Below are 25103 nucleotides of genomic sequence, written 5' to 3'. Positions count from 1 at the left end.
TCTATTTTATGAAACTGATTCAACAATGTAAATTATTCTTCCGAGAAGGAAATTCAGATAAAGTATATGAAATAGACCTTTGTAAATTAACAAACGGTGAATATCTCGTTAACTTCAGATATGGCAGAAGAGGAGCATCCTTAAAAGAAGGAACTAAAACACCCGCAAGTGTAAACCAGCAAGAAGCGGAAAAAATATTTAATAAGCTAGAACAAGAAAAAAGAACAAAAGGTTATCAAACTGAAGAAGAAATTAATATTCCACTTCCTGTATTAAATCATTTAGACAAAAATACACTAGAAGGTCGAATATTACTTCGTTTACAAGATGCTGTTGAAAATACACAATCATTCAAAACCACTTGGAAAACGTCACGCGTTATTTGGAAAGCAGGAGAATTAGGCATTACTAAAGCGGCTCCTTATATTTTGAAATTAGCTTCAAAAGGTGATGATTTTCAATTATATGCTTCAATATGGGCTTTTATTCAGTTAAAAACAGTTGAAGCAATTCCTTTTTTAAAAACCGCAGCACTCCAAATTAAACAAAAGGATCATGTTCGTTGGTTAGCTTACGAAGGCTTATTTCAATTAATGGAAGAAGGTGAAGATTTAAATGAGATAAAAAGAAAATGTTTTACTTTATTACCTGAAACCTTACAAGAAGTTATTAAAGAAGGCGAAACAGATGCTACATTCCATTTTTATTCCTTGCAAATAGAACAAAAACTTGCTTTAGAAGGCTTTTCTGCTTTTTATTTATTAAGTCTATTTAATCCGCAATGGAACAAAGGAATACAAGCTATTATTGAGCAAATTCCTTTTATTCCTCCTTATTTTAAAACAATACGATCATTGTATAAACTAGCTCAAATACGCAAAGATTATACAATACTAGCACTACTCTCTTATCGATTAGAAAAAGAAAAACCTATGTACACTCGTCGGGCATCATTAGACCCAGACGGTTATCCTACTCATCAATATATTAATAGTATAGGTGAATATTTAAATATAGGAAAAGAATTAAGAGGCAAAAATAGTAGAGTTGCTTTTTCACACAATACAAAATATTATTTCCAACAAAATAGTGTAACTCATCTTATACAATTAGGAACACAAAAAGATGGAAAAGATTATATAAAACTAGCCATTAATCAACTTCTTCAATATACAGAAGCAGATTATACCGCTAAAATAAAACAACCTCCACAGCAATATGGAATGTATTCTTATGAATTAAGACAATATCTTTTTACCTCTATTGAATATGCTGAATGCTCAAAAGCTTATTTATTATCGAGTATTCTTTTTGGGAATGACTCTACTAGAATGTTGACTCCAAAATTAGAATTAATTCATAGCAAAACTTATGAAATAAGTGACAAATGGTATTATAACGTCAACAATGTTCGCCCTTATAATCCAGAAAATAAAGCTACAAAAAAGGAATCTAAAGAAGAAAAAGGGCTCTTAAGTACATTGAAAAACTTCTTTTCTAAAAAAGAAACTATTGTTCCTGAAACCATATCACAACCTGAATCTACTTTAACAGAAGTATCACAAAGAACAGAACTCTATCCAGAACATTGGGATGCTTACCCTGAAGCTTACATTCAATTGTTAATGATGGGAAAAATGAACCTCATCCATCAATTTGCTTTTGATAGATTACAAGCTCATGCTAACTATGATGCCATAAAAAAAAGATTTTCTCTTGAAGATATCATTCAGCTTTTACAAAATCCTTTTGAAATTCCTCAAAAATTAGGATATCAAACACTAGAAAATCGAAAACAGGAATTTGAAAAACTGCCTAATTACATGCTTTTGTTGCTTAATGTATCACATCAGCCTACATTAACTTGGGCAAGTAGAACAATTAGTTTTAATCGTTCTTTCTATTTAGAAAATGCAGAAGCACTAATTGCATTACTTTTTAATAATCAGGAGTTCTTAGATACTTGGATTATAGAACAGTTAGAAGCAATTCGATTCAATGAAGCAACAACTAAAGAAATTGTAGAGCAAACCATTCAAAAACTTATTCTCTTAACAGATACTCCTGCACATAATATTTTAGCTAAAAAAACCATTCAACGCTTAAAAATAGTAGCTAAAGATCAATTAGCTTCACTTCACCCAAAAATCATCAGTTATTTACTTGAAGCTCCATTGGGTATGAATGCTTTATTAGCTAGTGAAATTATTGCACTTAAAGCACAAGCGAATGAAAACATTCCTATTTCACTTTGTGTTGAATTTATCCAAAATCCGCTACAAGAAGTACGTTATATAGGACTTGATTTATTACAAAAAGCTTCTGAAACAGATATACAAACGCATTGGAATACTGTTTTAACATTGCTTCAACATGATACTGCAATGGTAGTTCAAACCGTTTTAAATTTAGGATTACGACCTAGTTTAGCTTCTCAATTGCAAAGCACGTGGATACAAATTGTGCAAACATTAATAAGCAAACCTGCATTTGAAGGCAGTCATTCTTTTATTATCAATCAACTAGAAGCATATAAGGTTTATTTACAATACTTAGAACCTAATTATCTACTTCAGGTTTTATTTGCTAATTATAGAGATGTACAAATAGAAGCATCTTTGTGGTTATATGCTTATCCAAAAACAAATACATTTACTTTAAGACAAATTATTGCTCTAGCAGAAAGCGAGCTTTTAGCCGTTCGTCAATGGGTATGGCAATACTATGAAAATAATATTGAACGAATTAAAAAAGAAAAAGAAAGAGCTTTATCTTTAGTTGATTCAAAATGGGAAGACACAAGAACTTTTGCTTTCCAGTTTTTCCGTACACAGTTTGAAGCTTCTGATTGGACTACAGAAACACTTATTAGTTTAGTAGATTCTGTTCGTGACGATGTTATGCAGTTTGGTAAAGAATTAATCATGCGCTATTTTACAGAAGCGCAGGGTCATCAATATCTAATTGCTTTATCTCAACATCCTAGTGAAGTAATTCAATTATATGTTTCCAACTTATTAAAAGAATATGCTACCGATTCTCCTGAAAAATTAGAACAACTCGATTTCTATTTCCGTTCAGTATTATTCCGTGTACACAAAGGTAGAATTACCAAAGAACGTGTACTTGATTTTCTTATAGCAGAAGCTTTAAAAAATGAAAAAGCAGCACATTATGTAAATGGTTTGTTTTCTTATTTATCAGCTACTTCTGCTTTGCAAGATAAAGCACGATTTATATTGGCTTTAAGTCAAATACAAGATTGCTATCCGCAAATGGATTCTTGTTTAATTCTTAATTCTTAGACTCATCATGATTTTTGATTATAAATACAAAGGAAATTCAAAAGTAAACACCGATGCTAATTCAGTAGGGATGAATTTTGCTCCTGATGTACAACGCGATCCTACTTTTTTTGTGGGGAAATTACATAAAAAAATAGCTTTTCGTGAAGCTATATCTGCTTTGCATGATGTGGTGGTTTCCGATTTACGTTTTGTTCCTAAAGATCGTGAGGAATATAAAACTTGGTTAAAAGAACAAGAATCGCTTTGGCTTTCTGAATATATGGCTGAAAACCAAATTGAAGCTACTCGCCAAAGAATAACTGCTTTACGAGAAGAATTACAAGAAGTTTACAAAGAAAAAAACAAAGTGTTAGGTCCTTTTAACAAAGCAAAAAAAGCTTATTTTGACTATTTATACCAAAAGGACAGAGATGCTTGGTTTGTATTAGATCCTGTAATTACGGTGCATCCAGATGAAGTCTTTTTTGAATGTTTTAGTCAAGATGAATCTTCTTATGGCAAACTAAGTTGTAATTACAATGTGTTTACCCAAATTGATACGTTTGCTTGTGGAACTACTAATATTGATTATTCACAATCACTTTATAATGAATTTCAAAAAATAAGAGACTATAAAGAAACTTCATTCTCTATAGATCCTAGCGGATTTGAAGCAAGTACTACTAATGAAGAAACTTACAAAGAAGTAAAAATAGACTTACCTGATTCTTGGGTAAGAGGTTTTCTACAAGTAAGCTCGGCTATGACTTTGCCTGCTGTTACTTTCGACTTACATCCGCAAGATATGTATCTTTTATGTTCTTATTTAAGGCGTTTTAAAGAACAAAAAGGACCTCGTGCGCTTCGTTTTATATTGAAACCTGGACAGCCTATACAGGTAATGTTTGAACCCTGGAATGAGATTTTCACTTTTTACCGTTCGCCTTACACAGGTTCGCAAGATCAAACCATTAGAATATGGGGAAGACGTCGTTTACATATTTTAGAACGTTTGTTACCTATTGCTAAAACTTTTACAGTGCATCTTCTAGGAAATGGATTACCTTCTTTCTTCATTGCCAATTTAGGTGATATGACTTTTACATTAGGATTATCTGGTTGGACAGCAAATGACTGGAGTCATTCTGGAAATTTTGATTTAATGGCTCCTCGTAGTACAGTTGACAAACAAACCCAAGAATTAGTTTTTACTGCATTAAAAAAAGATTGGTTTGCTCAACCAGAACAATTATCCAAAACATTAGGTCTCGATTCTCATATTGTATCTTCTTCTTTAGCTGCTTATACACAAGCAGGAAGAGTGGTTTATGATTTGCATAAAGGTGTTTATCGTGTACGTGAATTATCGCAAGAGCCTTTATCTGTAGATGCTTTCCGTTTTGGAAGTCCGCAAGAAGAAAAAGCAGATTTATTACTAAAACAACAAAATATCATAGCAAAAGGCGAAGTAAAAGGCGATATGCTACACCTGTCTTCAAAAATTAAAGACGGTAGACAAACTTATGCAGTGGAAGCCCAAATTGACAAAGACAATCGTATGATTAGTGGTTCTTGTCAGTGTGATTATTTTATTGCAAACGGATTGAGAAAAGGGCCTTGCGAGCATTTATTAGCTTTGCGAATGGAAGCTGCTAAAGCTATGCCTTGATGAATGTTTTTTTTGATATAGACTAAAAATTATCAAGAGACTATTCTAAAAGTATTAAAATTATCTTTTTGAAATTAAAGATTCAAAAAAGATAATTTATTTGCTTTGTCAACTCATTATGCTTGTGTCATAATTTAAAAAATTAAAACAAGCCTAACAAAGCAGTTACTTTTAAAATAGTCTCTTTTAGTTATTTAAGAAATTATTTTTTGGGAGTAGGTTTTTTTCGCTCACTTTTTTTCTTACCACCTGCCATCTCATATTGAGAACTGTTTTTTCCATACTTTGTGGCTACACCAGTTAAAATACGTTCATTCCAGTCCTTTACTATCTCTATTTGACTGATGCATTCATTATATAAATCATCAATTGTACTTAAAGCAGTATTGTAAGTATTTAATTTTGTTGATAACGTATTAATTACAGCTTCATAATTGGGAACAGTAATGTCACTTCCTAAATCTAATGCGCTATCAATACTTTTTACCGCTGCTAAACGAATATTAGCCTTCTCAAGGTCTAATATTCTGGCTAATTTTCTTCTTGCCATAACTTTCAGTTTTAAATTATTATTCATTTAATTCATTCGAAATAATTAAAACAAATGTTGTGCCATTTTGAAATAAAAATTTGACAAAAATGATTATATATGTTAATTTTTTTACAAAAAAATATCATTTTTATTAATTAATCTAAGATTATTAAACATAATTAGATTAATAACTAACAAAAATGAATTAGTATTAAATCAAACTTAATTACTATTAAGCATAATCTAATTAGCATTAAACCAAACTCAATTACTATTAAACATAATCTAATTAGCATTAAACCAAACTCAATTACTATTAAACATAATTTAATTAGTATTAAACCAAACTTAGTTACTATTAAACATAATCTAATTCGTATTAAACCAAACTTAGTTACTATTAAGCCTAATTTAATTTATAATAAACAAAATAGATCATTCAAAGAAAATAGAAAATACATTTCTCTTTTAGTCTGTTTTACTGATTAGTTCTTGCATTCCATAGTATTGAATTGCTTTTTGTTTTAATGGATTAGTACTCCATTCTTCCCACTGATTAGTATATGGATCATAGCCACATTTTAGGGGTTTGGAATATTGGTTTTCGGGATCTTCTATATAAGCACGGCAATCGGTGCAGATATGACGAAATTCACAATCTTTGCAAATGTCTATTTGATCTTTGGTAATGTTCCAATATTTTTTAAAGTCTTTGTGTTGCAATGCTTCTTCTAGTGTGGTGTTTTTTATGTTACCAAAGCTTTGAGAAATTGCTGGACAATTTTTTATGTTACCGTCTTTATCTATGGCTATTTTTTTGTTTAGGCAGGAGTTGTGGTTAAGTGATTCTAGAACTTTTTCTTTGTTTACTGAAAAATAATCATTTCCAATTTTCCCACAATGACTAAAGTTATTTATTTTATAATCCAAAAAAGTTATTGGAAAACTAGCTAAATCAATAATTTTATTTCTGTTTTTCGAATTATGTATCAATAATTCAGTCACTCTAAAATTATATTTATCAATATCTTTTATGAATTTAATGATTTCTTCTGAATAATGAACAATTAGTTCAATTGACATAAAATCTGAATTTTTAGTCAAAGTTAAAATATTCTTAATTTGATTAATTTCTAACTCCTCGTATGCGATAAATTGAATATTTCTGCACATCAAATTTTCAAGACTATTAATAATTTTCTTCAAATTAGTAATATTAAATGCACTTATTTCAATAACAAAATTTGATAAATTAGATGGTATTTCAAAAGTATTATTCATTTCAGGAAAAAAATCGAACTCTTCATAATCAACATACAATCCAAATTCTTTTGAATTTAGAAATTCTATGTACTCATCAATTATTTGTTCGTTTTCTAATCCATAAATCATTTTTATATCATTAATAGATTTTCTTTTATTTAATAATTCAATAATATCAAACATTGAGTTTGGAATTAATGTATAATCTTGTCTTTGAATATCTAAGATTATTGATCTATTGGAACCTCTAAAAATTTTGCAGTTAGTGTGAGTCTTAAAAAATAACATATCTAAAATCTAGTTATTGGCTTATAGAATTTATAAATTGGAAAATTATCAGTAAAATATTTTTCAGAAACAGCAATTTTATATTTGCTAATATTTTCGATTGACCTTTCTCTATATTTTAATTCGAAAAATGACAAGGGAAATAGTTCTTTATTATCTTTAAGATATTTTTTAATTTCTTCTTTAGTCATATTTTAGTGTTTTTGCAATAAGTTTTTCAATATTATAATTACAGGGATAAGATGTCATTCCAAATTGACCAATTGGATTTACTTCTAGAAATACAAAGTCATTTTGAGGAGTAACAATCATATCAATAGATCCTGAATTTAAAGATAATTCGTCCATTAGTTGTTTTATTTTATTCTCAATATAATTAGGTAATTTAAAAGGTATTGTTCTATTTGGTTTCTCTTTATTATAATCTCTAAAGTCTATTTCAGTTTGTTTGCTGTTTTGAGAAAGAATAGCCATTGAATAGAATTCATTATTAAGAAAGAATGAGCGGATCTCATACTTTTTTTCTATATAATTCTGAACTAAAGAAGGAAAAAAAAGATCTGAAGAAACGTCTTTAAGAGTGATCTTTTTAGTGTAGTTATAGATTGTGAAATTTTGAAAATCTTGCATACAATCTCCACTTACAGACTTTGTAATTAAAGAATTATTATAGGATTCTAAATTTTTAAAAGAATCTTTCAATGATATTAAATAATCTATAGGTGTTATTAAGCCTACTTTTCTAGCTTTATCAGAAATAATAAGCTTATTAACATCAGAATTATTAAATGAGTTTATTTTATTCAAACAATCAAGTTTATACATTATAAATTCTATTATTTTTTTAGTTTCAAATTGTTGGAAACTATTAAACTGCTTTATAGATGAAAGTTTAAAATTTGCTAAATTAAATAGACCTCTTCTATACCAATATGATTTTATTTCACTTAGAAAAAAAGATTTATTATTTATTAATTCAAATTTGATGTCACTTCCTAAAAAATGAATATTTAATGGATCTTCTTCATTAATTCTTATCCAGTCCATCTTTTCTAAATCTAACCACTCAGTAACAATAGTTGTAGAAGTGTCAAATCTATTTGATAAGATTAATATCATGAGAGGTTTTTATTTTGTAGAATTAAAACTTTTAATAAAATTTTAATTCTATGAAACATTTGTTGAAATAATTTAAAAAAGACTGTCATTTTATTTGACAGTCTTTGAAAACTTTAATCAATTGCTTGAGTTAAATTAAAAGTAAAAGGCGCGCCAGACGGAGTACCATCCCACATCATTTGTCTAGTAATATCACCGCAATTCCAGTTACTGTCGTTAGCAGCTGTTGGCGTATCTTGATGAGTTAATGAAACATCATTTCTACCTCCATAGGTTAATTGTGAATTAGACATTGTTGCTTCAGGATTTTCTGCCTGAAATTCTTTAATTGATTTTAATTTTTGCATAATATATTAAATTTAGTTAATATTCATATCATAATTATATTTGGCTTTCAATCGCCATTTTGGATAATTTAAATTATTTAAACCAACACTTTTTCTAATTGAATCTATTTTTTTAGGATTAATTAAAGGTGTAGAATGTCCTTGATAATCAAGAAAGGTTCCATATAATTGTTCATCTGTTTGATAAATTTTTAATTTATCATAGACAGTTGCATAATTATAGGGATTAGCTTCTCCTTTACGTAAGGATTCATATAACTTAGGCAATAAAATACTATCCATAAATGTTGGTGAACAATGTAAATAAACAGCTAATAGTTCAATATTTTTCTGATTATATTCATAATATCCAATTTTTTTTACGCTAGGATAGCCATGTTTATTGAAAATAGTTATAATTCTATTTTCATTTTGTCTATTTATCTTTTCTTGTCTATTTATCTTTTCAATATTCTCTTCGATAACTGGTCCTTTCCCTCTTACATCTTTGTCTTGAGCAACCATTAATTCTACCGTATCTCTTAATTTTAAATCTAAACTTAAAACATATTTCTCTGAAAATAATGAAAGGTCGTTTTTATTAAATTTAGAATCTTTTAAAATTTTATTTAATAATGTATCATTTTCAAAAAAGATATAATTACTACCATATCTTTGAAATGATTTTTGAATAATTTTATCAATTTTCGCTTTATTTTTTTCAACTAAATAAGAAGCCATTAAATACGTTTCATATTCTTTGTAGCCTGAAATATTAATAGGTTCGTACTTTTTAAACAAACTATCTAAAATCTCATAAGAACGTTTATAATCTTTAACAATAAACAAACTATCCGCTTCATATACTTTTAGATAATAGGGTATATAATTGGCGTCTTTATCTCCTATTTTGGTATAAGTACTTTTGCAAGAGAATAGAATTATTAATAGAAACAATAGAACTAAAGATTTTTCTTTCATTTTATTTTTGTTATAATTTTGTAAACGCGCAAACTTATAGATTATTTTATATGTTAGATAGAAAATTAACGGATTTAGTTAAAATTTATGATTTATTACATTAAAACTGTAATAAATGTTAAAAAAAACAAATCCTTTCTTGTTTTCCGTTTGTTTTCTTCTTTGCGAAGTACTCGGATATTTTAAAAAAAGAGATTATTTGTATTGCTTTTTTTGCGTATTTTCACAATATAGATTTTGATTCATGGAAAAACAAAATTAATTGAGTCGAGAAAGCAAAAAGGTTTTTCACAACAGCAAATGGCTGAACATTTATGTATAGATGTTTCGAACTACAATCGCAGAGAAAAGGGTCAAATAAGAATAAACACTAATGAATGGGAAAAAATAGCTACTCTATTAGAAGTGCCTGTTGAGGAAATTTATGAAAATGAAGATGCAAATTTTTTTGTTTTTCGTGATAATTCAAAAGGGACATATCTAGGAACAAACCATATCTATTCTATTCCTGATCATTTGCTAGAAAGTCAACGAAAATATATTGCTAAGTTAGAAGAAGAGATTAAAGCATTGAAAGAGAAATTGAGTGATTGATTTTATCTACAATTCCAAAAACCCCAAAATAATTTAAAGCCATATTTTTCTTCATATTCTTTCTTTAAAGTATCGTTTTCTAAGGTAGTTATATAGAATCTAGCCCTTAACTCATTAATTTTTTCGTTCATTTTTTTTTGTTCTTTAGTATATGGTGCAAAAATATTATTCATAAAAGGAATTTTTGATATTGGCCTTTATTTAAGTGCTCTATTTTTAAACTATATTTTAAGTGTTTTTAGGGCTGTTTAAAATAAAAATCCTCAAGTGTAAAAGCTACAAATGAGGATTTTTTCAAAAAACATACACTATTTTTTTATAATCTTTTTTGAAATAACTTGATTTGTTTCTAAATCAGTCATTTTTAAGATATACATTCCTGAATTGATGTTTGAAATATCAATAATAGCTTGATTTTGTAATTGAGCTATTTTTTTACCCATTACATCAAATATTTCAATGTTGAAATTGATATTTTTTTCTGTTTGAATTGTTAACATTCCAGAAGTTGGATTTGGATAAATTGTTATTTCGTTATTGTTTAAGAACGATTCTGTTTCTAAGGTTTGTATTGTTGTTGACTCTGTATTTGTAGCAATTGGAAAATTAAAATCGAAATAGATATTGGCTTGATTTGTAAAAGTATCTCCTACCACAAGATTGTTTTTTAGTTTTATTTTATATACTAAATATCCATCATTATTTTCATCGTCAAATGGTAAATTTATATTTTCAAAAATGAATTCAAATTGATTGTTTTTTTGATTCGTAATAAAATCATAATTGCTATATAGTGGTATTAACGTTGTAATATCGAATTTATTGGTATCAATATGATTTTTAATTACAACATTCATTGCATTTGCAGTTCCAATGTTTTCAAAACGAACCATATAATGAACGTATTGTCCTATTTTGTCTGAACCAACTATGTTTCCTTCTAAGCATGTGATGTCATTTGGATCAGCAGAGTTTACGACTCCAAAACTTACATTAATATTATTATCATCTGGAAAATCATCACTGATAGCATTATTAGTTGGTTGAATACTTCCACTAAACTCGATTCTGTCTCCTGTATTAACTGGTGGTGTTTCCATTGGAGAATTTAGATTCATGATAAATGTAATGGTTCTTGTTTCAAATGGTTTTAAATTAGTATAATTCCACGTTAATTGATTTGTGATAATTGATGTTTCGGCAGGGTTTGAAGAAACAAAATCCATAATAGCATCGTCAAAGTTTAAGGTAATGGTTCCTGATTGTATTTGATTTCCTTTGTTCTTAAAAATGATTCTGTAAGGTACATCGGTACCTGGAATTGGAGCTTTTAGTCTAGTAATTGAGACTTCTAAATCATTGTGAACTCCATTCGGTGTTATACAGAAATTTTGATTGTACGGACTTGCTTCAAAAGGAAATTGAACATTGAAAGATGATGGTGAAATGTTGTAATAGGTAGGATTTTCTAATTTTGGATACACAAAATAATTTCCTTCTTGAAGTGGAATGGAATAATTACCTGTAGCATTAGCATAAAAAGAGCCATTTGAATTACTACTATTTATATCAAATTTTAAATTAGGGAGTATTATGTCATTAATGTCACAACCGTTTTCATCAGCATCAAATTTGGTTTCTCCTGTAATAGTATAAAAAGTTCCGCCTGGGGTGAATGAACAATAGCTTCCTATATTACAATTAGGAAATAAAACGGCATAACTATTTATAAAATTTGATTGCTCATTTTCATCGCAGCATAAATACTTGTAGTTTGGACTATTAGAAACTTGAATGTCTTGTGAGGCGTTAGTGAATCCATTTTTTATGTTTAAATATGTTAAACTTGGACTTCCACAAATAAGAGAGTTGAAAATGGGGTTGTTACTAAAATCTAATTCAGCAATAGGTACTCCTGTACAATATACTTCTTGTAAAAGAGGGAAAAATGAAAAATCAAACGTTGATATTGGCAAATTGTAAAAATATAAATATCGAAGCTGTGTTAAGTTACTAATGTTTAAACTAGAAATTTGGGTATATGATAAGTCTAAAAAATTTAGATTGTTATTATTTGCAAGATTTATAGCTGTTAATCCATTACTTCTCAAATCAAGTTTTGTTAAATTGACATTTGATGACAAATCTATTGTGGTTATTTGACTTTGAATGGATTGAAACTCAACTAAATTTGTAAAATATTCAATTCCTTGAAAACTTAAAATATTATTTCCTAAACCTACAGTAGATATAAAAGAAATTTGTAAGGCTTCTGAAACCTGAATTTCGTTATCGCCATTAGTATCAATTGTGGCTGGATTTCCAGCTAAATCTTTGGCAATATTATTAAGTGGTCCGTTTGCAGATAATAAAATTCCTTTAAATTCTAGGTCTGGAATAGGTACAACTTGACTATAGTTATTACTTATAATGAACAAGAAAAGTAATATGGTAATTTTTTTCATGATAGTAGTTTTTTTAATTAGTATCCATTTTTTAATAAGTAAGCATCTAGAATGTTAATACTCAATAAAGAATTCTGTATATCCGTTAAACGATATTGCTTTATTTGAAGGAATTATTTCGGTAACACTTAAAAACGTGGCTTCGTTATTATGTTTCATATCTATTTCTAAAACACCATGATTTTTAAAATTTGTTAAACCAAATTTATCTGCTGTAAACATAGTTGTAAAAGGTAAAATATCATGTTGCAACAGCATGGGTTTTACAGTAATCCACAAGGTCATTTTTGGAGCATCTAATTCTTTAAAAATGACTTCATAAGCTTTGCATAGATTTCCAGCTATCATTTTCGATTTATTAAGATTTTTTATTGTGGGTTTAGTATTATTTTGAGGTGATATAAGAAAATTTTTGATATGTGTGGTTACTGCCATTTTTTCACCAGTATTGGAAAGGGCAAAAACAGTACTTATGCCATCGTTTCGAATACACCAATATTCAAAAGTACCTCCTTCAGTATTAGGAATCATATCCATGCCTGCATTTTGTAAACATTTTTTATCTAGTAAAATAAGTGATCCTTCTTTATTGATATAATAACTGTAATTAGTATTAACAGTGCCTTCTGCATCAGTAGAACTTACTTTTACAGTAATCTTATGTTTTCCATAAAAAGGCTCACCTTTATAAGGTTTTGTTTTTACATACTCATTATTAATTTCAGTAATGGAAATATTTGAATTATTAGTATCATTATTGTTATTGTTGTTTCCATTGGATGCACCACCATGATTGTAAAAAACATTGTCTTTACAATATTGATCGTAAAATGCTTTTTTAGATTGTTCCAATGCTTGTATTATGGTTGCATCTAATTTGTTTTTTTTAGCATTTTCAATTTCAAAATCCATTTGTTTCATTATAGAATCACACATTTTTTCTTGTGCATTTCCAATCAAACTAATTAGTATTATTATTGTAAATAATAATTTTTTCATTTTATAAATTTTTAAATATTTCGGCATATTTTTCTCCTAAAATGGGCATGACTTCTTCTTTACCATTAATAGCGTTCATCAAACCTTTTATCCACATATAAAGCAAAATAAAAATGCCACAAATCCATACTAACCAACCTAAAATTGGAATTATAGCAATAAAACTTAACACAATTGCGGTTAAAAACAAGCCTAGACTTTGACGAATATGAAATTTGGCAAATTCAAACTTCTTGTCATTATTCATTACAAATGCGATAACCAAACCAATAATGGTTAAATAACTTATCAGGGCAATGTCTTTTCCTTGAATTTCTTTGTTTTCCATTTTATATTGATTTATAGATATATGTTATTTCATAGGCTTGGCTTCCATTACTTAATGTAAAAACAGATTTTGTTACAAATCCATCGGAATCATAAGTATTAACAAAAGGATTGTTTTGTGCTAAATTATCATCAAAAATTGCAATGATAGGATAAGTAGTTAGCTCATTCATCTTTGAATTTGAAGTTCCATTCCATAGTATTGGAATAAATTTTTTATTTTTCACATTGTAAAGAGGACCTTTCTTTACAGTATCAAAACTATACGCAAACTCATTTCCAATATTACTTAATGTTTTAGAAATAATATCGTCATTCTCGTTTAAAATATACCTGTTATTTGATTCTGTGTTTGTATATGCATTAAACGACTGATTATAAGAAAAAGCAATGGTAGTATCATAATACGTATCATAATAACTTGTGTATTTATCATTTGTATAACCATAAGTAACTTCATAAATTGGATCACCTCCACCAGGAAACTCATACATTGATGAAACTGGAATATTATTTTGATAATTATAGGTATAACTATATTGTAAATTTCCATTAGGCAGATATTCTATTTTAGAAATTTCTTTAGATTCATTATATGAAAACTGAGTGGTATAAGTATTGGAAGGAAAATTACCAGCTGTAATTTTGACGTCTATTTTATCAATCACTTTAACTAATGGTTGAGAAGTTGGTTCATCATCTTTACTGCACGAAAACAAAACGATTGATAAAGCAAGAATTGTGATTATTTTTTTCATTTTTTAAGATTTTAGTAATTTTATAATTTTAATTGTACGAGTATGAATTGTATAATGTCCTTTCTATCTGAGAATTAAATAATGTAACAGTTGTAATATTAGTAATATAGTTTTCTGAATTGTAAGTGTTTTCATAATTATTTTCTAATATTGAGCCAAAATTACTTTCTGTCTTTACTTTAATAAAGTTGTTGTTATTAATGTAAAAGATTTTGAAATAGGCAAAATTGCTGATTGCAATTACAGGCTTACTTTCAACAATTGCAGCATTTGAAATGACAAATTGATTCTTATATATTTTATCTGCCAAAAGTTCTTTCCAAGGGTTTGGTTTGTCATCATAGGTATACGAAGTAGTACTTGTTACGACATAATTACCAGAAAGATTTTTTTCATATTTTAATAGTTGTACAATGTTTCCTTTAGCATCGTAACTTAAATCAAATTTGTTATCTGAAGAATAGGTTGGCCCTCCTGAATAATACAAAGTGGATGATTCTGTTATTGTTGTTACTCTATTTCCTGTATAAGTAAAATTCCTTATACAATTGTATATTCCATCATTATTTGTATCGTTAATATTAATTGATTGTCTTACCAATTGGTTTTGTCCATTATATTCTAAAACACAATTTTGGTTATTATCTCCTGTTACAACTCTATTAATTAAATTATTAGCATTGTATAAGTAGGATTCAGCACCAACGTTTGTGACATTACCCAGAGTATTAAATATAATTGGGTTAATTATATTGCCATTAACTCCGTCAGTTTCAATACCTGTAGGTGTTTCTCCATTGTAAGTTATCGCATAATCAATTCCATCATTTTGTGTAAAAGTGGCTAGTTTAGGTTTTGAAGGTGCTTCGTTTGGTTCATCATCTTTGCTACAAGAAAAGTTAAGTATTGCTAACGCGAATATTAAAACTAATTTTTTCATAATTATTTATTTAAATTTCTTGTTAGTGTCTTTTTTTAAAAAAGGTAAACATGGGATATAAAAAAACCGTTAATTTTTTTACGTTTAACGGCTTTTAAAAAAAAGAACTTAACTACTATTCTCTCATTATAACTTTATAAAAAATCTAGCTGGAGTAATTTCTCCTTTTACTCCTAACCCTTTTGCTTCTAAAATAATCTCATAGTTTCCTGATTGTATTTCGGAAACCTTTTCATTAGAATTTGTTTGTAAATTGGCTAGCATTGAAATAAAATCAAAGGTTTCCACTGGCATAAGCATATCACCTGGAAAAAAAGGAATTGGTGTTCTTTTCATACTTCCTAGTACTTTTCCATCTTTTTTGATTGTTGTATTGAAAACAAACTGAACTACTTCTTTTTTATCTGAATTTAATGGAATATCGGTTCCTGTGAAAATGAAGTTGATCTTATATTTATTTTCTCGAAAATCGGCATATAAATTAACTGCTTTATTTCCTTTTATTATTAGTTCTGCTTTTGCTTGGTTATTAATTTTTAATTCGCCTTGTACTAATTGTGCTTGTGATTTTATTGCGAAAACCAAAAGCAATATTAAAATTGTTTTTTTCATCTTTAGTTTTTTAATTTAAAATTATCTTCTATAATTTTAGTAGGTCGGGAATCGTGAAAGTCAATTGTTTGTTTAATGTATCCTATATATCCTTGTGTTTCTCTATATAATGAATAATAGATTTCAAAAGTGCGTTTGGCTATTTTATCATTTTCTACAACTGTCATTTTGTAACGATTGGTTCTGTCTGCGTCATCGAAAAGTTGAGGTACCTTATTCCAAGTATAATATAATTTGGGAATTCCTCCTACTTTAGTATAAAACTGTGTGGTGCTATTACTAGTATTTACAATAAACTTAGGTGTATTACTATTGGTTTTATTGTTTTCAAATACTAATTGTGCATTGGTATAAAATCCAATGAATAAGAATAAAAACAAGGTTACTTTCTTCATACTATTTTAATTTTTGATCAATGACCATTTTTGCGGTTTCAATCGCTTTTTTATCGTTAGATTGAACATCATCAGATAAATCCACTCTAATTGTAAATGACAATCCTTTGTAAAAAACCTTCAAATCTCTTGTTGTTACACCCATAATACCACTATCTACAAAAACAGAATACGTACCAAGATTTGGCACTTCTTCCACCTTAAACTTAGAGATTGATTCTTTTGCAACATTTGAAGCTGTTTCTGCTTGTTCTTCTGTAGTTTTTCCTTCTGCATTTAGCTCTGTCATTTTTTTATTCATTGCTTCTTCTGCTTTTTTAATTTCTTCAGCAGTTGGATTATGATAATCGTGTTTAAATTGTTCTAAAGTGGTGTTTTTTACCCAACTCAATTCGATGGTGTTTTTTATAGGTGCTTCTATAAATTTCCCTTTCATGAACTCTACTTTCTTAGTTCTATTAGAATTCCATTCGTATTTTAAGTTTTCTAAAGATGAAAATTTAGAATATTTTTTCTCTGCTTCTGTCGCTGGTAAACCTGAAACTTGTGCAGCTATTTCCAATGTTAATAATTCATCTATTTTACCCTTAAAGTCTTCGGCTTTTAAACCTGTTGCTTCTAAAGATTCGATTACTTCAGTTTCTAAACCGTTTAATTGTTCTGTTTTTTTGTCGCCTTCGCACGAAAAGGCAAACAGAAAAATACTTGTTAATGCTATTAGTATTGTTTTCATTTTATTTTAAAACATTGTTTTTATCGATTCCGTAACTTAAAATAATTGGATTTGTAATTTTCCCATTTCCAGAAATAGCTTTCCAATTGCTTGGACTATCTACATCAGATGGGTCTCCACCTTTTCCTTCGATTTTAAATTCTACAGCATCTTTTGTTAGTTTTGTAATGGTGATTTCTCCTTCATAAGGCAACTCAGATGTCATCATTCCATTTTCAGAGACATCCATAAACATTATTGTTGCGGATGGATTTATGCCATCATATCTGTTACTTACAGCAAATTTCCCTTTTAATGGAAGTGAAAAACTTTCTGATATATGGTTTATAGTTGCTATAAATGATTTTCCTTTTTCTCCTGTTAGTTGTAGAGCAATAGCCAAATAATCATTGTCTTTTTGAAAGATTACTGTAGCTTGCATTTTCTCATCTCCTTTCAAATATATTTTCTTTTCAGATTTATAATTTACAAATCCTGCATTGTTGTCCATATCTTCAGCATCTGGTAATTCAACTTGTGTTCCTGTTTGGTTTTCAATAGTTTTTTCCACTGCTCCGGTTACAGCATCTTGCATACTTTCTTTTGCCTTATTACAAGAGAAAAAAGAAATAATTATTAATGTAAATACTATTTTTTTCATGATGTTTTTTATTTGTTAATTGGGAGTTGTAGTTGTTTTAATAGTTGATTGTTAATCTGACTATAGTCTAAAACCTTTATGTTGCTCATTGTTTTTAAAAAAACGTTTATATGAGGCACACTAGATGTTTCATTATTTGTTTTTAAATTTTTGGTTCTCGTATTTAATGTTACTCCTAGGTTTATAATTTTATTATTGCTATCGAATAATGGAATAAGCGACAAATAAGTGTTTGTAGTTGTAGAAGGTTTTCCTTTGTCAAGAAGAGTAATAGGACTTGATATTTCTGCAAAGAAATAATTAGGTAAACTTGTGTCTTTATTTCTTTGTAATGTAAGATTGTATTCTTTGGTTGTAAAGGTGTTTTCAACAGAAAAATCTAAAAAAACTTGGGTAGGCATTGATATAATAGCAACAAATTTTGGTTCACAAACTGTACCTCTATCTTCAATTTTAATTTTTGCAGCTATTTTTTCTCCTGTTAATATAGAATTGAAAGTCCATTCTCCTAAAGATTGTTTTATGAAGTCTATTTCAAATATTTCTTTATTTGTTTTATATGCTTTTGTTCCGTTCCATTGACCTCCTGTAAATGCATTTGTCCATCCCCATTTTCCTTTGAAAGAATTTCCTTCAAAAGAATATTCAAAAAAACCATTTTTACCATTGTTTACGAAAGTCCCTTTTAATATTCTTGTAGTAGGATTATAAGTAGCATCTATAGTTCCAACATTATCGTATTTTCCTGTTACTTTATTACCTACTTGCTCTAAGATTATAAATCCGTGATTTGTATTCCATTTACCGCTCCAAACTGCATTTACAATACATGAAGGCATTCCTTTAGATTTTGCATTTCCGTCCCACCAATAGTTTTTATCAGCCGTGTTAGCATTATTTGAAGTATAACCCCATGTTCCTATAAAACTTGGCAAACTACCTAACGTGCTCATATTTAGCCTAAATTGTCCGTCTTTAGTTCCGTTATAAAATTTACCAATATTCTCATTGCCTAAAAGAAATCCTACTGTTGTTCCTTTTGTTCCATAATCTCCATAAATGATATTTTTATTTGGATATTCAGGTCCATATTCTTCAAAGAAATTCATATCTCCATATTTTGAAGTATACATTCCATAATACAATGGTGATTGTCCTTGTGTTTGTAATCCGCTTATTAGAATAAGTGCTAAAATTAATTTTTTCATGTTTTATAGTTTTATAAATTCCACTCTCCTATTATTTGCTTTTCCCATTGCTGTCTTATTAGAATCTGATGGTTCTGCTTCTCCTTTTCCTTCTGTTTGCATTCTATTTTCTTCAATTTTGAATTCTGATGTAAGAATGTTTTTCACTGCCAAAGCTCTATTTTGAGATAGTGTAAGATTTGAAGTGGCATCTCCATCGCTATCTGTATGACCTATAATATTGATATTTACTGTTGGGTTTTCTTTTAAAACAGAAGCTATATCTTTTAGAACTCCATAAGAAGAAGGTTTAATAACATCTGAATTAACATCAAATAAAATACCTCTTGTTACTAATTTCCCTTCTGTAATTAATTTGCTACGAGTATCTGGTGAACCTACTGCATAACGAATGTTTGAGACCATAAATTCATCTTTATTTTCATTTTCAGAAAAATTCATGTATTTGGCTCCTATTTTAAAAACATTATATTTTGATTTTGAATTAAAGGCTTGAGGAATATCTAATATTTTGTTTTCATTTGCATATATTCTTAATCGAGAATTTTGTCGCCAAATAGAAATTTTTACTTGAGTAGGTTCTTCTTTATCATTTCCACCACAAATAAAATCTTTAACTGTGAAGCCTTCATTTTTACCAACTGTTTCTCCATTTTCCACTACATAAAAACTAGAAGATCCTTCACATGCTAACCATTTGAATTGAAAATAGTCATTTAAATACTCTTCTGATAAATCTCTCTTTGGATTTGTTGATGGTAAAATGTAGAATTGATATTCTAAAATATTATTACTTCGGTAACGTGTAAAAACATCAAACTCTAATGTGAAGTTTTCTGGCATATCTTTAACAAAATCAGGTTGAAAATAACCATCTTTTGAAATGAATAACCATCTTTGATTACTATCATCTATTGTTACTACTTCAGCGGATGAATTTGTATTCCAACCTAGAGGAAAATCTCCTATATTAGTTGTTGAAAAATCGTCATATCCAATAATTTTTTCTCCTGGAATAAAATCAAATTTTGAATACACTTTTATGTTTTTTAGATTCGTTTTGGATATTGATCCACTGCTTGAAGAATTATCATTTTCACTCATTTCTTCTGAATCATCTTTCGATTTTTTCTTTTTTGCTTTTTTATCTTTCTTTTTAAAAAGATTACTTATTCCGTCTTCTATTTTATTTAATGCTTTATCAACTGTTTCATCTCCTTTTTGTTCTCCCTTTTGATAGGTTTTATCTTTTGCATTTTTCACTACTTTACCACCTACTGTTTCTTGAGCTTGTAATGATAGTGTAAGTATGAAAAGAAATGTTGTAATAATTGTTTTCATAATTCTATAGTTTTAAATTTTATTTTCTATTTAGTGTTTAGAATTAAAAAAGGTAAACATGGTATATAAAAAATCTTTTTTTTAGTTAGTTTTGTTTACTTCTATAAAAAAAGTACACCAATGAATAACCCTGAACATGTAATTGCATTATTAAAAAAGGAAGACGAAAGAACAGTTCGGAAACTTTATGATGAGAATAAGAAAGGGTTTTTAATTTTCGCTAATCGTTATAATTTAAACTCGGAAGATGTTCTTGATATTTATCAAGATGCTGTTATTGCTTTAATTGAAAATGCAAAAAAAGGAAAAATTGATGCGCTACAAAGTAGTATTTCAACCTATTTATTTGGTATTGGGAAGTTTATGATTTTTCAAAAATTAAAAAAAGAGAAAAAAACGTTTTCAAAAGATGATTTTTCAAATCTAGAATATGTTGATGAAGATTATAATGAAGAGGAAAATAACATTCAAATTATTTTATTGCAAAAGGCTCTAAATAAAATAGGAGGACAATGTAAAAAGGTATTACAACTTTTTTATTATGAAGAAAAAAATTTAGATGAAATTCAAGAAGAACTTGGTTATAGTAGTAAGGATGTATTAAAAAGTCAGAAATCTAGATGTCTCAAACAACTGAAAGACTTAACAAAAGAAAATTAAAATGGAAAAGTATAGTTACATAGAAAAATATTTTGAAGGCACTTTGTCGTCTGAAGAAGAAATTATTTTTCAAAATTTACTGGCAGAAGACAACGATTTTGCTATGGTATTTGAGTATGAAAAAAATGTAAAAAAAGCAATAACGCTGAATGAAAGAAAGGCTTTAAAACAAAAAATACAATCTTTTGAAAAATCTAAAAAATCTTATAAATGGTTATATATAGCAGCTAGTTTTGCTGTTCTATTAGGCTTTTTTATATGGACTATTTTCTTAAATACAAATTACGATTCTCTTTACAATGAATATTATCAGACTTATCCTAATACTATTGCTCCAACAGTAAGAGGTGAAAATAATACAGATCTAAAATCGGATGCATTTTATGCTTATGATTCTGGAGATTATAAAGAAGCGATTGTTTTATTTTCGGAAATTTATACTAAAGATGGTGACGATTATGCTTTATTTTATAAAGCGTTGTCTTTAATGGAGACTCAGAAATACCAGGAAGCTCTTACTACTTTAAATTTACACGATTATACTAAAGAAAATACGTTTACACCTTTTTTTAGATGGTATGCTGCTTTAACAAACCTCAAATTAAAAAATAAAAAGGATGCTACTCAACTTTTAGAAAAACTTACTCAAACAGATAATCCGCAAAAAGAAGCGGCTACGAGATTACTTTCTGAATTGCAATAATTTTTTTCTAAAAATAAAAAGTAGTGCTACTAATAGTATTCCGATACTTATGTAAATTATCCAATTATAAGAATTGTTTACAATAGGTGAAACATCTCCATTTACTATGAAACCTGCCCAATAAAAAGGATGGTTTTTCATGGGATTATTTTTAATAAAAGTGTTTTTTGCATTAGCCAAGGCTTGGTCTTTTGCCTGTCCTTTTTTAAGATTTTCATAAAAAGAAATCATTATTTCTGAAGTTTCTTTATCAGGAACTTGCCATAAACTGACTACTGCACTTTTAACTCCTGCATACGTTAAAGCTCTAGACATACTCATAATACCTTCTCCATTTTTCAAAGTACCACTTCCAGTATCACAAGCACTTAAAACCACCATTGAAGCTGGAATATGCATGCCGTATAAATCTGAAAAATAAAGTTTTTCCTCATTAGAGAACACTAAACATGATTTATTAAAATCGTCTTCAAACAGTTGAGAATGCATGGATAAATGAAAAATATCAAAATTTTCAATTTCTTTTATGAAATTATCTTTTGTAGCCTTTTCTTTTGTAAACAATGTACCTCCAAAAAGATTTGCTATTTGTTGAGATTCAACAGTAGTAAATTTTAATTCTTTAAAGTCACTTCTTTTATTATTGCTTGAAGGTTTATCATAAAATGGAGCGAACGCAGCCAAACTCTGATTATAGTTTTTTTGCCTATTTTGTTGGTGCAACAACCACATAGGTAACGAATAATTATAAGACACTAAGTGATTTTCTATAACATAAGCCTCTTTTTTATAATTATATAGTGTTTCAAATGGAAGATAGTTTAGGAAACTATCAGGAATTATAGTAATGGTCTTTTTAAAAGTAAAAGGCATTAAAAGAGTATACAATGTATTACTATTTTTTTTAAAATTGGTTTGAATAGTGTGTATTTCTTTACTATACTTTTTGACTTGATTTTCAATTGTTTTTTTATCACCAATTTTCTTTATTTCAATTGAATTGTTGGAAAACATAATCGCATAAACAACATTGCTACAAACATAATATTTAAGCAATTGTTCCTCTTTTTTTAATCTAGAAATCACTTTATTTACATCAAATGTAGCTGTATTAAATTTGGAATAATTTTTCTCCGTTTCACTTAGTTTATTACTTAGTTTATCAATTTCTTTTTGTAATGTTATTATTTTTCTTGAATTAAAATCTTTTTCTCTTTTTACCGTTGTATTTTGTTTTTTATAAAATTCAAGTTCTATCTTTAAATTATTAATTTGATTTACAGAAGTTGTATTTTCAGATGTTCTTCTTTTTATTTTTTTATCAAACTCTTTTAGTAAATGCTGAGAAGCATTACGTTCTATAAGATTTATGTTTTTTATTTTTTGTTGAAAACTAGCTTGATTTAAAAGTGTACATTCTAAAATACCTTCAACAATTTCTTGATGATAATAACTTAAATAATCATTAAATTCTCCTTTTAAATAATATTCTTGAAATAATTTTCCAGCAATTTGGTATAAGTTTTCAGCAATTTCTATGTCTTTTTTTTGTTTAGATAGTTTGAATTTTTTCACATATAAATCTGCTACTTTTTCAAAAATATTAATAAAATAAGCATCTGCAAGTTCAGATACATTTTCAAACTTTATTTGATCAATCGCAATTTTTGTCTTTGTTTTCTCATAAACTAATTGTTCTAATGTGTTTTTGCTAATAGCAATTGCTTCTTGATTTTTATTCATTCCACCTAAGATAATAGCTTTAATAATTTGGATTGAAAATTTACTAGAATTAAAATGCTGTTGATCTACTATTTGTTCTGCAATTTCTATATGATGCAATGCTTTTTTATACTCCTTTAGTTTTTCATAAGAAGTACCTAATTTAGCATTAACTAACATTTTAGGAACGATTAAATTAAATTTATTTATAATGGGTTCTAATTGATGAAGTCGTTCTGCGGTTTGAGCATATTCTTCAAACTCATACATAAAGTCTGCAACATCGTAATATCGCATGGTTAGAAACGCTATTGCTTCTTCATTTTCTTTTTTAAATGATGTTTCAGTCTTTAAACTATCACAATATTTGGTGGCCATTTCAAAATTACCTGTTGCTGCAAAAAAAGAAACATTGCCATCTATTTGCATTTGTCTAGCATGAAAACACAATTCTTTTGAATGAATATTCAACTGCTTTTTATTTTTAAAAAAAAGAGTATTTATCTTATTTACGTATTTTTTTGCTTCGTCTTGTGCTCCATATTCTAACAAATTACTAATCAGGTTTCTATAACCAATAAGTAATTGATCTATATCTTCTGGTTTGTTTGTAGTAATTTTTTCTAAGATTGAAATTGCTTTTTTATAACATTCATTCGCTTTTGTAGGATTATAATTCTCTATATAAGCATCTCCTAAATTATTATAATCATTAGCTATGTTTGCATTTTCTCCATTAGTTGCCATATTTAAGTCTAAAGATTTTTTGTAAAAAGAAATGGCTTCATATGGGTTTTTACATTGTCTATAGATATATCCTAAATTTGATAAATACTCTATTCTGGTTTTTGTACTTGCTAGATTGAAATCTTTTAATTCTACTCCTTCCAAAGCTTTTTCTAGTGCTTTTTCCCAGCTCTCTTTTTCTGACAAATAATTATAATATAAAACATATGTTTTAATTAATAAATCGGACTGAAAAGTATCTCTTTTACTACTCTTTAAAAGGTTATTTTGCAATTTATCAAGAGATAAAATGGATTTTTTTTCTTTTAGATATACGAAGTATTTTATATAATTTGTAGCTAATGTTGGGTTTCCTTTTACATTATTTTGCCAAAGTTGGATTGCTTTTGTAAAATCTTCAACATGTTCTAAACTATCTGATAATTTTACTGTTTTTTTTAAGTCATTATGTTGTGAAAAAAAAGAAATAGAATACAATAAAACTAAAAAAAAACACTTTTTCATACAGTCATTTTTAATATTCTAAAAATAGAAAAATAATTTCTTGTTTCATTAAAAAAATAAAAAAAGAGTTTCTAAATAATACTATTTCCTTTTTTAAAAAAAAAGAAGAACAACCTCAATCCAATTATGACAGCAAAACCTATTGTCTGAATAGTATAATTTGTAATTTTAATAGATAAAAATATATTCATTGACTATGAAACCAACCTAGTAAAAATGATGGTTTTTATAGATTTATTTTGGGTAAAAAGTGTTTTTAACATTAGCCAAAGCTTCATTTTTTGCTTGTG

Annotated in this window: 24 protein-coding genes; 5 read left to right on the top strand and 19 right to left on the bottom strand. The window is 27.8% G+C overall.

Going from position 1 to position 25103, the window contains the following annotated elements; all coding sequences use genetic code 11:
• The first annotated feature begins 8 nt into the window (after positions 1 to 8).
• A complete protein-coding gene (locus LXD69_RS08505) occupies positions 9 to 3305 on the top strand; it encodes a WGR domain-containing protein (RefSeq protein WP_246918796.1) in 3297 nt (1098 codons plus the stop codon).
• Positions 3306 to 3312: 7 nt separating this feature from the next.
• Positions 3313 to 4956 carry an SWIM zinc finger family protein gene (locus LXD69_RS08500; protein ID WP_246918794.1) on the top strand — a complete coding sequence of 548 codons (1644 nt, stop codon included), beginning with the start codon at positions 3313 to 3315 and terminating at the stop codon, positions 4954 to 4956.
• Positions 4957 to 5158: 202 nt separating this feature from the next.
• Here LXD69_RS08500 and LXD69_RS08495 read toward each other — a convergent pair whose 3' ends face one another.
• The 6 genes from LXD69_RS08495 to LXD69_RS08470 form a co-directional block, all read right to left on the bottom strand.
• On the bottom strand, positions 5159 to 5506 hold the full coding sequence (locus tag LXD69_RS08495) for a hypothetical protein (RefSeq protein ID WP_045968256.1): 348 nt from the start codon (positions 5504 to 5506) through the stop codon (positions 5159 to 5161).
• Between the two features lie 450 nt (positions 5507 to 5956).
• Positions 5957 to 7039: a grasp-with-spasm system SPASM domain peptide maturase gene (gene gwsS, locus LXD69_RS08490; RefSeq protein WP_246918792.1), complete on the bottom strand. Its 1083-nt coding sequence runs from the start codon at positions 7037 to 7039 to the stop codon at positions 5957 to 5959.
• Between the two features lie 2 nt (positions 7040 to 7041).
• Positions 7042 to 7230, bottom strand: a complete 189-nt coding sequence (locus LXD69_RS08485; protein ID WP_045967543.1) for a hypothetical protein — start codon at positions 7228 to 7230, stop codon at positions 7042 to 7044.
• Positions 7223 to 8158 carry a grasp-with-spasm system ATP-grasp peptide maturase gene (gene gwsG / locus LXD69_RS08480; RefSeq protein ID WP_246918790.1) on the bottom strand — a complete coding sequence of 312 codons (936 nt, stop codon included), beginning with the start codon at positions 8156 to 8158 and terminating at the stop codon, positions 7223 to 7225. The genes LXD69_RS08485 and gwsG overlap by 8 nt, the downstream gene beginning before the upstream one ends.
• Positions 8159 to 8271: 113 nt before the next feature.
• Complete coding sequence (locus LXD69_RS08475; RefSeq protein ID WP_246918789.1) at positions 8272 to 8505, bottom strand: hypothetical protein; 234 nt, start codon at positions 8503 to 8505, stop codon at positions 8272 to 8274.
• A gap of 12 nt (positions 8506 to 8517) precedes the next feature.
• Entirely contained in the window at positions 8518 to 9465 is a 948-nt protein-coding gene (locus LXD69_RS08470) for a hypothetical protein (protein WP_246918787.1), read from the bottom strand.
• Between the two features lie 237 nt (positions 9466 to 9702).
• Between LXD69_RS08470 and LXD69_RS08465 the strand changes: the two genes are divergently transcribed.
• Positions 9703 to 10059, top strand: a complete 357-nt coding sequence (locus tag LXD69_RS08465) for a helix-turn-helix transcriptional regulator (RefSeq protein WP_262916265.1) — start codon at positions 9703 to 9705, stop codon at positions 10057 to 10059.
• A 2-nt stretch (positions 10060 to 10061) separates the two neighbouring features.
• Here LXD69_RS08465 and LXD69_RS08460 read toward each other — a convergent pair whose 3' ends face one another.
• The 12 genes from LXD69_RS08460 to LXD69_RS08405 form a co-directional block, all read right to left on the bottom strand.
• Positions 10062 to 10232 carry a hypothetical protein gene (locus LXD69_RS08460; protein ID WP_246918783.1) on the bottom strand — a complete coding sequence of 57 codons (171 nt, stop codon included), beginning with the start codon at positions 10230 to 10232 and terminating at the stop codon, positions 10062 to 10064.
• 135 nt (positions 10233 to 10367) lie between these two features.
• Complete coding sequence (locus LXD69_RS08455; RefSeq protein WP_246918781.1) at positions 10368 to 12524, bottom strand: T9SS type A sorting domain-containing protein; 2157 nt, start codon at positions 12522 to 12524, stop codon at positions 10368 to 10370.
• A 54-nt stretch (positions 12525 to 12578) separates the two neighbouring features.
• A complete protein-coding gene (locus LXD69_RS08450; protein ID WP_246918779.1) occupies positions 12579 to 13523 on the bottom strand; it encodes a hypothetical protein in 945 nt (314 codons plus the stop codon).
• A gap of 1 nt (position 13524) precedes the next feature.
• Positions 13525 to 13851 carry a DUF4870 domain-containing protein gene (locus LXD69_RS08445; protein WP_246918777.1) on the bottom strand — a complete coding sequence of 109 codons (327 nt, stop codon included), beginning with the start codon at positions 13849 to 13851 and terminating at the stop codon, positions 13525 to 13527.
• A gap of 1 nt (position 13852) precedes the next feature.
• Positions 13853 to 14608 carry a hypothetical protein gene (locus LXD69_RS08440; RefSeq protein ID WP_246918775.1) on the bottom strand — a complete coding sequence of 252 codons (756 nt, stop codon included), beginning with the start codon at positions 14606 to 14608 and terminating at the stop codon, positions 13853 to 13855.
• A gap of 28 nt (positions 14609 to 14636) precedes the next feature.
• Complete coding sequence (locus LXD69_RS08435; protein WP_246918773.1) at positions 14637 to 15548, bottom strand: hypothetical protein; 912 nt, start codon at positions 15546 to 15548, stop codon at positions 14637 to 14639.
• 126 nt (positions 15549 to 15674) lie between these two features.
• Positions 15675 to 16160: a hypothetical protein gene (locus tag LXD69_RS08430; protein WP_246918771.1), complete on the bottom strand. Its 486-nt coding sequence runs from the start codon at positions 16158 to 16160 to the stop codon at positions 15675 to 15677.
• A 2-nt stretch (positions 16161 to 16162) separates the two neighbouring features.
• A complete protein-coding gene (locus LXD69_RS08425) occupies positions 16163 to 16555 on the bottom strand; it encodes a hypothetical protein (RefSeq protein WP_045968835.1) in 393 nt (130 codons plus the stop codon).
• A 1-nt stretch (position 16556) separates the two neighbouring features.
• A complete protein-coding gene (locus LXD69_RS08420; protein ID WP_246918769.1) occupies positions 16557 to 17288 on the bottom strand; it encodes a hypothetical protein in 732 nt (243 codons plus the stop codon).
• Between the two features lies 1 nt (position 17289).
• Positions 17290 to 17928 carry a hypothetical protein gene (locus LXD69_RS08415; protein ID WP_246918767.1) on the bottom strand — a complete coding sequence of 213 codons (639 nt, stop codon included), beginning with the start codon at positions 17926 to 17928 and terminating at the stop codon, positions 17290 to 17292.
• Between the two features lie 8 nt (positions 17929 to 17936).
• A complete protein-coding gene (locus LXD69_RS08410; protein ID WP_246918765.1) occupies positions 17937 to 19136 on the bottom strand; it encodes a hypothetical protein in 1200 nt (399 codons plus the stop codon).
• 3 nt (positions 19137 to 19139) lie between these two features.
• Entirely contained in the window at positions 19140 to 20477 is a 1338-nt protein-coding gene (locus LXD69_RS08405; protein WP_246918763.1) for an OmpA family protein, read from the bottom strand.
• 120 nt (positions 20478 to 20597) lie between these two features.
• Here LXD69_RS08405 and LXD69_RS08400 point away from each other — a divergent pair, with 120 nt between their 5' ends.
• Positions 20598 to 21137: an RNA polymerase sigma factor gene (locus LXD69_RS08400; RefSeq protein ID WP_045968845.1), complete on the top strand. Its 540-nt coding sequence runs from the start codon at positions 20598 to 20600 to the stop codon at positions 21135 to 21137.
• Between the two features lies 1 nt (position 21138).
• Positions 21139 to 21840: a tetratricopeptide repeat protein gene (locus LXD69_RS08395; RefSeq protein ID WP_246918761.1), complete on the top strand. Its 702-nt coding sequence runs from the start codon at positions 21139 to 21141 to the stop codon at positions 21838 to 21840.
• Here LXD69_RS08395 and LXD69_RS08390 read toward each other — a convergent pair.
• Entirely contained in the window at positions 21820 to 24813 is a 2994-nt protein-coding gene (locus tag LXD69_RS08390; RefSeq protein ID WP_246918759.1) for a CHAT domain-containing protein, read from the bottom strand. The two genes, LXD69_RS08395 and LXD69_RS08390, sit on opposite strands and share 21 nt — an antisense overlap.
• Between the last annotated feature and the right edge of the window lie 290 nt (positions 24814 to 25103).

It is taken from the genome of Flavobacterium sediminilitoris (assembly GCF_023008245.1).
In the GTDB taxonomy this organism is placed as follows: domain Bacteria; phylum Bacteroidota; class Bacteroidia; order Flavobacteriales; family Flavobacteriaceae; genus Flavobacterium; species Flavobacterium sediminilitoris.
The sequence above is the reverse complement of the archived record's forward strand: the minus strand, read 5'-3'. Positions and strand labels throughout refer to the sequence as shown.